Annotated in this window: 8 protein-coding genes; 2 read left to right on the top strand and 6 right to left on the bottom strand. The window is 63.5% G+C overall.

The annotated features are described in order from the left end of the window. Positions 1-98: 98 nt before the first annotated feature. The 3 genes from ACO2Q4_RS21700 to ACO2Q4_RS21690 form a co-directional block, all read right to left on the bottom strand. A complete protein-coding gene (locus ACO2Q4_RS21700; RefSeq protein ID WP_423321884.1) occupies positions 99-2,132 on the bottom strand; it encodes a molybdopterin cofactor-binding domain-containing protein in 2,034 nt (677 codons plus the stop codon). 668 nt (positions 2,133-2,800) lie between these two features. Further along, positions 2,801-3,937: an MFS transporter gene (locus ACO2Q4_RS21695; RefSeq protein WP_423321882.1), complete on the bottom strand. Its 1,137-nt coding sequence runs from the start codon at positions 3,935-3,937 to the stop codon at positions 2,801-2,803. Between the two features lie 10 nt (positions 3,938-3,947). Next, a complete protein-coding gene (locus ACO2Q4_RS21690) occupies positions 3,948-4,829 on the bottom strand; it encodes a sugar phosphate isomerase/epimerase family protein (protein WP_423321880.1) in 882 nt (293 codons plus the stop codon). Between the two features lie 195 nt (positions 4,830-5,024). On the opposite strand from ACO2Q4_RS21690, the gene ACO2Q4_RS21685 reads away from it, so the two are divergent. Beyond that, complete coding sequence (locus ACO2Q4_RS21685) at positions 5,025-6,614, top strand: GMC family oxidoreductase (protein ID WP_423321878.1); 1,590 nt, start codon at positions 5,025-5,027, stop codon at positions 6,612-6,614. Positions 6,615-6,635: 21 nt separating this feature from the next. Next, positions 6,636-7,514: an alpha/beta hydrolase family protein gene (locus ACO2Q4_RS21680; RefSeq protein WP_423321876.1), complete on the top strand. Its 879-nt coding sequence runs from the start codon at positions 6,636-6,638 to the stop codon at positions 7,512-7,514. A gap of 33 nt (positions 7,515-7,547) precedes the next feature. Here ACO2Q4_RS21680 and ACO2Q4_RS21675 read toward each other — a convergent pair whose 3' ends face one another. Genes ACO2Q4_RS21675 through ACO2Q4_RS21665 form a run of 3 tightly spaced genes read right to left on the bottom strand, consistent with a single transcriptional unit; the run spans position 7,548 to position 10,302 of the window. Further along, on the bottom strand, positions 7,548-7,925 hold the full coding sequence (locus ACO2Q4_RS21675; RefSeq protein WP_311761655.1) for a VOC family protein: 378 nt from the start codon (positions 7,923-7,925) through the stop codon (positions 7,548-7,550). 3 nt (positions 7,926-7,928) lie between these two features. Beyond that, complete coding sequence (locus ACO2Q4_RS21670) at positions 7,929-8,930, bottom strand: glycoside hydrolase family 3 N-terminal domain-containing protein (protein ID WP_311761656.1); 1,002 nt, start codon at positions 8,928-8,930, stop codon at positions 7,929-7,931. Continuing rightward, the gene (locus ACO2Q4_RS21665; protein WP_311761657.1) at positions 8,911-10,302 is read right to left on the bottom strand and encodes an aspartate ammonia-lyase; all 1,392 of its coding nucleotides are present in this window, start codon (positions 10,300-10,302) and stop codon (positions 8,911-8,913) included. The genes ACO2Q4_RS21670 and ACO2Q4_RS21665 overlap by 20 nt, the downstream gene beginning before the upstream one ends. Positions 10,303-10,305 lie beyond the last annotated feature (3 nt).

Here is a 10,305-nt window from a genome sequence, read left to right as displayed (position 1 = left end):
AGAGTGCGACACGTTGCAAGGGCATAGAACGGAAGCACACGACTGATCACTGGATAACTGGCTCACCGAACTCGCGATGGGTCAACGTCCGCAAGCCTTTACGCGGCAGAATGAATCGCAGTTTCTTCTTTAAAGGCAAACCGTCGTGAAATACACACGCTGTCCCTCCGCGGGCCTCGCGATAGCTCTAGTGTGAGCAAGCTATCCTCTGGAAACGCTGGGCTGAGTTCAAGCTTGAGATATTCGAAGAGTTGACGGTCGTGCACTGCAATCATCACTTGCCGTCCATGCTCCTTGGAGAGCGTCCTCAACAGCGCTGAAAAATGGGCGATATGAACGTCATCCATGGATTGTACTGGATCGTCTAGGATCATCCATGGCAGTTCGTTAGGAACGCAGAGATGAAGCGCGATGAACAAGGTCAATGCAGCGGTATTGAGATTGCCGGCACTCAACATGGCACCCGGCGTTCCGCCCTCATTACCGCCATCTCGATGTTCTGTGACAAGCTTGGGTTGAATTTTCTGCGTGGATGCTTCTGGGATCGAGCATGCCCCGAAGCTGCCGCCCGAACCCGCGCCAAGGGGCAGTTGGCTCTCGCCCAGCTCGACCCGGACTTGAGCTATGGGTACGCCCAGCATCTCTCCTGCGATCTGGCCCAGGATCGCGTAACTGCCGGTCCCGATATCGGTCTGGTCGCTCTGCACCAGAAGGCTGCCATCTGCCTCGAGCCGCACCCGCGCTGCCGCCGGCATCAACATGTTGACCCGCGCTGCCGAGGCCACGCCCATGCCCACCCACCACTCGCCATCGCGGCTCATGCAGGGGCGCGGCTTGCGATTTTCCCAGCCGAATGCCCGCGCACCCTGATCCAGTGCCTCAACCAGCATACGCGAGGAATAGGGCCTGTCCTTGCCGGGCTGGCTGGCGGGCAGGTTGCGCTTGCGCAGCTCGACCGGATCGATCCCGGCCTTCTCGGCAAGCTCGTCCATCGCAGCTTCCCGCACTTGCATGCCCACGGCCTCGCCCGGTGCGCGCACCGAGCCCGAGGTCAGCCGGCTGATCCGGGCGATGTTCACCACAAGCTTGCGGTTCGCGCCGCCATACAGGAACTCGGTAGCTTGGGTGACAGGCTCGGCGAGTTTCTCATCGGGCAGATTCGATACCCATGCCTCATGCCCGAGCCCAGTCAGTCGTCCGTTGGTGTCGGCGGCAAGTCGCAGCCGTTGCCGCGTTTCCGAGCGACGCATGATGGTGGCAAAGACCTGCTGTCGGGTCAGGACGACACGCACTGGGCGTCCCAGTCCCCGCGCGGCGATGGCGGCAGCGATGGCATCATGCGAGATGCCCAGTTTCGATCCGAAGCCACCGCCGACATAGGGCGAGACGATGCGGACATTGCGCGGCGATATGCGCAGGGAATCCGCCAACTCCTTCACATTGTGCGAGATCATCTGAAAACTGCCCCAGAGGGTCAGCTCATTCCCCTGCCATTCTGCGATCGAGGCATGCGGCTCCATCGCGGCACTGGCATGGCCCTCTGTCGCATAGGTCAGATCGACGCAATGGGCGGCCTGGGCCATCGCCTCCTCGAGATCGCCCAGCACGACAGGTTTGCGGGCGGGGTGATATTCCGAGCTTTCCGGATCAAGGGGCACCTTTGGCGCGGATTCGTAGTCGATCCGCAAGGTGTGCGCCGCATGGCGGGCCTGCTCGAAGGTTTCGGCGACGACCAGCGCGACGGGCTGGCAGTAGTATTCCACCTCGCCCACGTTCTGCACCGGCGCCTGCCCTGCCGTCCCCTGTGCCGGGCGCCGCAGCATAAGCTTGTCGGCAAAAACTCCCAAAACGCCCGGCATCGACCGGATTTGGTCGTCATGCAGGCGTAACACCTTGCCCTGCGCAATCTTCGCCGTGACAAGCACCCCCTCGGCGCAGTTTTCCGGACGATATTCGGCGGCATAAGTGGCCGTCCCCGTTACCTTCAACGCTGCTTCCGGACGATCGAGCGGCTTGCCAATGATGCCCTGCCGGGTCTCGTCCCAATGCGCCGATATCGTTGCAAAATCATTCTGTTGATTGGCAGGGCGTGGATGAGGAAATGAGAGAAGATCAAGACGGCCCCCGGACACGAGGTGAGAACTTCCCCGGCTATCAGCATGAGGCGGGCGACAGAGCATTTGTCGTGGCACAGCACTTCAACGATTTCGTTCAAGAGCATCTGACATGCGCACGCATGATCTGTGCATTCCACAGATCATTCTGCACTTCATCAATAGCAGCTAACGTATCCTGCAGTTCATTGAAGACAAATGAGACGATTTCTGGCCACGGCAGCGATTTTTTCATGAAGGGATGGCTACTCCCCTACGGATTGGACCGCAATGAACTCGTGAACGAGGGTTTGGCCAGAGGACGATTACAAGTCACTTGAAAAGATAGTTTGAGGGGCCCTTGACCTGATCACTTTGCAACTGCCTCTCCACTACATCAAAGGCGAACCGACGTCCTACGGCGTGGTGTTCTTCACCTCGAGAGGCGATCTTTGCCAGAAGCAACCCGCACCTTCCCCAAGCAGGTTGGCTAAGAGTTCAATCTTCTGATGCGACTTTGCTGACGGACCAGGTCATCGGCGACAATCAGGCGTCCGTAGTGAGTAATCGGGCTCAACGCGGTTCTGCCCCCCTGACGTGCGCGGGGCGGCGATCCCGGACGCGAGGTCGGCGCCCAGCGCTGAGGCAATACAGGTATTCGCCTGTCTCTCCTCCCGCAGAAGAAAGGCTTTACCAGTACTGACATATTATCCGAGTGCCGCCTTGCCGAAGAACATCATCGCTGCAACGCTTGTCAGAACCAGCATCAGGCTGAACTGCAGGGAGGAGGCCTCGGCTACGAAGCCGATCATTGCAGGGCCGAGCAGAATGCCCGCATAGCCCATCGTCAGCACACGTGACAGCGAACGCCCGCCATCGGCGGCACCAAGGCGACCAGCCGTCGAAAAGATCAGCGGAATGATGTTCGACATACCCAGCCCGCAGAAGATCAGCGCCACAAAAGCGGCTAAAACACTGTCCGACAGCAACAAGCCCGCAAGCGAGACCGTCACCAGCATCGTTCCCAGCGCAAAGAGCCGCAACGGACCCAAGACCTGATTGACGCGGTCGCCCGCCAGCCGTCCCGTCAGCATGGCTGCAGCAAAGACACCGTAACCCGCTGCCCCCGTGCTTTCTGTTGTTCCCAATACGCGCACCAGATAGACCGCCGACCAGTCCATGATCGCACCCTCGGCTAGAAAGATCACGAAGGCGAGCAACCCGAGCCGTAACGCGCTCAGACCGGGCTTCGCAGCCGCGGACCGGTGGTCAATGGTCGCATTGTGGTCGGGCGCGGGAGACGTGCGCAGGAATGTCGCCGCGGCAATCGCGAGAATGATGCAGCCTGCGCCCAGAAGGATTGAGGAACTTCCCATTCCGCCCCGCGCCAACGCGGCATAGGCCATGGCCCCCGCCAGCGTGCCGCCGCTGAACATGGCGTGAAGCGTGGACATGATCGGCCGCTTGGCCCGCGCCTCGAGATCGGCAGCATGGCTGTTCATCGAGACATCGAGCGCGCCGAAGGCCGCGCCGCACAACCCCGCGATCACCATCGCCACGCCGAACTGGGCGGCCGTGGCGACCAAGGCAATCCCCATTCCGAAGAGGCCGACCGCAAGCGTGGCAAGGCGAGCGGCCCCGATGCGCGCGATCATCTGCGGCGTGCGGTTCATCGCGAGGATGGCACCCGCCGCATAGCACAGGAGTACAATGCCGATGCCGCTTTCGTCCAGCGCCGCGCGGCGACCCAGCGCGGGCAGGTTCGCGCCCCAGGTACCGATGCCGAAGCCACCGGCAAGAAAACACGCGCCAAGAGTGATCCGTGCCGTCGAATAGCCAGTCAATTCTTGTGCCTCAATGGATCAGATCTTCAAAGAGTCTCTTCATTTCGGCAGCCACTCGGAAACTGTCGTCCTGATGCTGTCTTCGGCAGAAAAGCTCGCCGCTCCACCACCCGACATAGCCAGTTGATTTCACCGCATCCACCCATTCGCGCAAGTTCAGCACGCCCTCACCCGTGGCCACGTCGCGCAGCACACCTTCGTCCGGAATGCCGCCAAAATGGGGGCGCGAGTCGCACAGATGGACGCCGTAGATCAGGTCCCTGTCGATCAACGCCACATCTTCCGGCCTGTCGCCCGACGCATAACAATGCCAGAAATCGACCACCATTTTCAGGTTCGGCCGCCCGGCACGGTCTAGCAGTTCAAGTTGGTCCGCTATCCTGTTCAGCGGGCACCATGCCAGCGCCTCGAAATAGAGAATTAGCCCCTTTTCAGCTGCCATGTCGGACAGACGGGCAAGATTGGCGGCGGTGATGCGCATCTGCTCGTCCCTGGTCAGCCCTAGGACGCCGCAATATCCATCCACCGCCTGCCCCGCCGCATGCGCACGGACCGCGGCCAGCGACACCGGCCCAGTGATCGCCTGCACCCCCTTTGCCCCGGCGATGTCCGCCAGCTGGAAGAGAGCCTCGGCCTCCTGCATCAGCGCCGCCTGATCCGCCCCGTGCCTCTCGATATCGAGGAGAAAGCCGATGCCCGGGATGTCGAATGGGCGCAGGCGTTCCGCGAGATCCGCCTCGGACCAGCCTGCGGCGAGGAAGGCGCGCATCTTCGCCGCCGAAAGCTCGATCCCGTCATAGCCAAGTTCGCGAGCGATCTTCAGGTCCATCGCCATGGTCGCGTCCCGTGCGACCAGGGAATGGAGGACAATTTTTTGGTCTGATGCGCTCACGATGGCCTCCTTTGCTTTACCACGGGCAACTCTCTGCCGCGCGCTCGGCTCGGGCAATTTCGCAGCACCGCTAATCATGACGCATTCTGGCGCATTCGAGGCGTCCATCTGCGTCAGGACAATTGAGCTTGCGAAATTGTGGCAAGGCAGCCGCATCCGCTTAACTCCGGTATCAGAGCGGAAAGGATGCACGGGATGACAGAGGCGGATTACATCATCGTCGGCGGCGGATCGACCGGTTGCGTCATGGCCTCGCGCCTCAGTGAGGATCAGGATGCCCAAGTCGTCCTGCTCGAGGAAGGACCGCGCGACCGCAATCCCTACATCCATATCCCTGGCGCCTATTACAAGACCGCGCAAGGCCCGCTCTTGAAGCGCATGCCGTGGGAGCCGACGGACGCCCAGAACCGCGAGGAACAGCCGACGATGGTTCAGGCCAGCGTGCTGGGCGGCGGCTCTTCGGTCAATGCGATGATCTATATCCGCGGCAATCCCGACGATTACGCGATGTGGGAGAGTCTTGGCGCGACCGGCTGGGGCTATGGCGATGTCCTGCCCTATTTCCGCAAGGCCGAAGCCAACAACCGCTTCTGCAACGAGGCGCATGGCATCGACGGGCCGCTCGGTGTCTCTGACATTGACCATATCCACCCCCTGACCCGCGCATGGCTGCAGGCCTGCCAGCAAAAGGGGCTTCCGCTGAACCCGGATTTCAACTCGGGCGATCAGGCGGGTTGCGGGCTTTACCAGATCACCGCGCGGAACGGGCGGCGCAGCAGCGCTGCGGTGGCATATCTGAGGCCCGCTAGGAAGCGGCGCAACCTGACGGTCACGACCGGGACAAGAGTCCAACGCATCCTGATCGAAAAGGGCCGCGCGGTAGGCGTCGAGTATGTCACGGGCGGCAATGTCCGGACCCTCCGTGCGCGACGCGAGGTCATTCTGTCGGCCGGGGCTATCAACACGCCAAAGCTACTGATGCTGTCGGGGATCGGGCCTGCCGAGGAACTCCGCCGCCACGGGATCGCGGTCACTCATGACCTGCCCGGCGTGGGCCAGAACCTTCAGGACCACATCGAGATCTCGCTGATTTACCAGTTGAACGGACCCCATAGCTACGACAAGTACAAGAAGCCGCATTGGAAGGCGCTGGCGGGCCTCAACTACCTGCTGTTCAAGGGCGGCCCGGCGGCGTCGAACCTGATCGAGGGCGGGGCGTTCTGGTGGGCCGATCGCGCCGAGAAACATCCCGACATGCAGTATTTCATGGTCGTCGGTGCCGGAATCGAGGAAGGGGTCGAGGCGGTACCCGGTGGCAATGGCTGCACCATCAACCTCGGTCAGATCCGCCCGCGCTCGCGCGGGGAGGTGCGGCTGACCGGCGCCGACCCGGCGATGCATCCGCGCGTGATCCCGAATTACTTCGGCGATCCCCAGGATCTGGAAACGATCACCGACGGCACGCTTTTTGCGTTGGAATTGATGGAGCAATCCGCCATCAGCCGCTATGTCGCGCGCCGCCAACTGCCCGAGGCGGGCCCCATCACCCGCCAGCAGGTGCGCCGGTTCTGCCAGACCGCGGCCCATGCCGCGCTGCATCCGGCGGGCACCTGCCGCGCGGGCCGCGACGACATGGCCGTGGTAGATCCCGAACTGCGCGTCCACGGCATCGACGGGCTGCGTGTCGCCGATGCCTCGATCATGCCGACACTGATCTCGGGCAATCCCAATGCGGTCTGCATCATGATCGGCGAAAAGCTCGCCGACATGATGCGCCGCGCCTGATCCCCAACGAGGAATGAGCACATGACCCTGAGACTGGTGGCCTTTGGCCTAGCGGCGCTGTCGGCCACGATGGCCGTGGCGGGCGAAGAAGCGGTGACCGTGGAGCGGGCCAACAAGCGGATCGCGGGCATCCTGAACCGGCCTGACGGCATCGAGAACCCGCCCATCGTGCTGATGCTGCACGGCTTCACCGGCTCAAAGAACGAATTCACCGTTGCGGGAACCGAGACGGGCCTTTTCACCCTGATGGCAGAGGAGCTCGCCAAGGCTGGAATCGCCTCGCTTCGGATCGATTTCGCCGGATCAGGCGAAAGTTCGGGAACGTGGGAGCAGACGACCTTCTCGGGGCAGATTGCCGATGCGGTCGATGCCTTCGACTATCTTCAGATCATGCCGGGTGTCGATGCCCACCGCATTGGCATATTGGGCTATAGTCAGGGCGGACTGGTCGGCGCGCATCTGGCGGCCGCCCGCCCCGAGACGCGTGCGGCGGTGCTCTGGGCACCTGTCGCCAATCCGATGGCGACCTATGCGACCATCATGGGCAAAGAGAAGGTGGCCGAGGGCCTTGCCGCCGCCAGCGACCAGCCCGTCACCGCCAGCCTGTCATGGGGTGGGGAGACCACGCTGAATGGAGCCTTCTTCCACGAATTGCCAGAGGCGTCGGCGGCGGGGGCGCTTGCATCATACTCCGGCCCGCTCCGGGTGATCGCCGGTCGGAACGAGACCATCGTTGCCCCACAACCCTATCCTGCGCAGCAATTGCTTCGCTATCACACGGGGATCGAGGACCTCGTCCTTCTCGATTCCGACCATGATTTCGGGGCCGGGACATCGGACGCGCTGGTCCGGGCCGAGCTTGCGCCGCAGACTGTCGAGTGGTTCCGCGACAACCTTTGACAAGGGCGGGCCCGACCAGGGCCCGCACCGTGATCAGACGGTGATCTCGATCAGGGTACCGTCGGGGGCGGCGATCGTCGCCTCGAAATAGCCGTCGCCGGTCCAGCGCGGCCCCGAGAGCAATAGCCCCATCGCGGCAAAGTCCCCGGCCTTGTCGCGAACCGCCTGCTCGCTGCCAAGGGCCAGCGCGACATGCGCCCAGCCCTCGGCTTCGGGCGGGGCCGCGACGATCCAGGGGCCCGTCATCAACTCGATCCGCGCCCCCTCGGGCAGGCTCAGGAAAACCGAGCGGAAGCCCGGCCGGTTGAGGCTGGTATATTCGGACGACGCCGCGGCGCCAAAATGCCGGCACCAGAATTCGGCTGCGCCCGCGAGGTCACGGGTCCATAGCGCGACATGCTCGATCCGCATCGCTCAGACCCCGGTGCTGTCGGCAAGGGCGCGGACGCGGGCGGCAGCCTCGGCCAGTCGCGCCTCGGGCAGGGAGCCATCGGCCACGGCGGAGAGGATGCGCGCGCGGATGTCCCGAAGGTCGTTCGCGGCCGACAGAAGCAGCAGGTCCGATCCCGCTGCCAGCGCCGCGACGGCCGCGCCTGCCACGTCCCGCTCGCCCCGCAGGGTGCCGATGGCGTCCAGATCGTCGCTGACAACCAGCCCGGCAAAGCCCATCCCGCGCAGAGCGGCAATGGTCGGGGCGGAGAGCGAGGACGGCATCACCGGGTCCATCCCCGGCACCAACGCAGGGCCGGTCATCATCGCCCGCGCGCCGGCATCGATTGCTGCACGCATCGGGATCATTCCCGGATCCAGATCCCCGGCCCTGCCGCTGACCGTCGCGACCTCGATAGCCGGGTCGCCGTCGATGTCGTGATGTCCAGGAAAATGCTTGGCGCAGACGACGACGCCCGCCTTCTCGACACCCCGGATAAATGCGGCGCCGATACGCGCAACTTGATCCGGATCGGTCCCAAGCGTTCGGCCCGTGAGCCACGGATTGCGGCCCGTTACTACGTCCAACACCGGGGACAAGAACATCGTCACCCTCATCCCGCGCGCAGCTGCGGCAATGTCGAAGGCGATGCACTCGATCTCTGCCGTAGAGGTCGAGTTCAGGTCAACCGGCAGTTCCGCGACCAGACCGTGAAGTCGGCAGATGCCTCCGGGTTCCTGATCCAATGCGATCAGCGCGGATCCGGCGCGGTCGCGGATCTGCTGGGTCAAGTTGCAAATGACATCGGCAGTCTCGGTTGCACGACGCGCCTCGGACATGGCGCGGCCGACATATTCGTCGCGAGTCTCGCCGATCAGAAAGGCGCGCCCGCCCTCGTCGAGAAACCGCGCCAAGGGATCAGTCAGGGTAAGATCGTCAATCGCGGGCAAGAGGACGGCATAAGCGTCAAAATTGGGGTTTGTCATGGGTATCCGTAGCAAAAGTAAGCGGGCCAAGCCCGTGGTTGCGCAAAGCCTCGTCAAGCGCTGTTCCTGCGGCGACGGATGAGGCGATGGCAGCGGCGACCTCGGGGCCGACCAGGGTCGTCAGCCCCGCGATCAGCGTCTGCGGGGCCGAGAGATGCGCGGCGCAGGCGGCAGGATCGGGGCGGATGCCCTCGACGCAGCGCCGGGCCAGGATGCGCGCGGCACTGGAGATCATGCCGATGCTGGTCAGCAGGCAATGCGCGATCAGCGGCTCGAAGGGATTGCGCTGCAACTGCCCCGACTGCGCGGCCATCCCGACCGAGGCATCGGCCCCGGCGACATGGATCGCTACTTGATTGATCATTTCCGGGATGACCGGGTTCATCTTGCCCTCAACCAGCGGCGAGCCGTGTTGCACGGCTGGCAGGATGATTTCACCCAGCCCCCCGCGCGGACCACAGGAGAGCAGGCGCAGGTCGCTGGCGATCTTGGACATGGTCAGCGCCAAACCGCGCAGCATGGCCGAGAATTGCACCAGATCGGCGGTGCTCCACGCGGCCGAGACCAGATCCTCGGCCCGGCGCAGCGGCAATTCGGTCAGGCGCTGCAATTCGGCAATCACCGCATCGGCAAATTCGGGCTGGGCGGTCAGGCCGCTGCCGACCATGGTGCCGCCGAGGTTCAGCCCGGCCAAAGCCTGCGAGGCGGGCGAGATCCGCGCGCCCTCTTGCCGCAGCGCGCTGCCGAATGCGGCAAATTCCTCACCCAAGGTCATCGGTACGGCGTCCTGCAGATGGGTGCGGGCAAGCTTCAGGATGCCCGCGAATTCCTGCCCCTTGGCGGCAAAGGCGTCCGCGAGATCCCGGATGGCCGCTTCCAGCCCCGGCGCGGCCTGCATCAAGGCGATGCGCAGTGCGGTGGCATGGACATCTGTCGTCGATTGTGACCGGTTCACATCGCGGACCGGGTGCAAATGCTCGTATTGGCCGCAGGCATGGCCCATCAGTTCCAGCCCGCGATTGGCGATGACCTCATTCATGTTCATATGGCTCGAGGTGCCGCCGCCGCCCTGAAACACGTCGACAATGAACTGGCCGGCATGCTGGCCCGCCATCAGCTCGTCACAGACCCGGCCGATCACCTCGGCCTTGCGCGCCGAAAGCTTTCCCAGACGGTGATTGGCCATCGCCGCCGCCTTCTTGGTCAGAGCCATGGCATGGATCAGGGGCGAAAGCGCCTCGATCTGCATGCCCGACACCGGGAAATTCTCGGCGGCGCGCAGCGTGTTGATCCCGTAAAGCGCCTCGCCCGGCAGCTTACGGCTGCCCAGCTCGTCCGTTTCGGTCCGGGTCCATGATCCTTCGGAGATCATCGC

This window comes from Paracoccus sp. KR1-242 (assembly GCF_049446195.1).
GTDB lineage: Bacteria > Pseudomonadota > Alphaproteobacteria > Rhodobacterales > Rhodobacteraceae > Paracoccus > Paracoccus broussonetiae.
This window is presented reverse-complemented; position numbering and strand designations above follow the sequence as displayed.

What these genes read in the sequence shown, in the direction of transcription:
- ACO2Q4_RS21670 (WP_311761656.1), bottom strand. Translation starts at nt 8,930, where the DNA reads ATGACAAACCCCAATTTTGACGCTTATGCCGTCCTCTTGCCCGCGATT.
- ACO2Q4_RS21675 (WP_311761655.1), bottom strand. Translation starts at nt 7,925, where the DNA reads ATGCGGATCGAGCATGTCGCGCTATGGACCCGTGACCTCGCGGGCGCA.
- ACO2Q4_RS21685 (WP_423321878.1), top strand. Translation starts at nt 5,025, where the DNA reads ATGACAGAGGCGGATTACATCATCGTCGGCGGCGGATCGACCGGTTGC.
- ACO2Q4_RS21665 (WP_311761657.1), bottom strand. Translation starts at nt 10,302, where the DNA reads ATGATCTCCGAAGGATCATGGACCCGGACCGAAACGGACGAGCTGGGC.
- ACO2Q4_RS21680 (WP_423321876.1), top strand. Translation starts at nt 6,636, where the DNA reads ATGACCCTGAGACTGGTGGCCTTTGGCCTAGCGGCGCTGTCGGCCACG.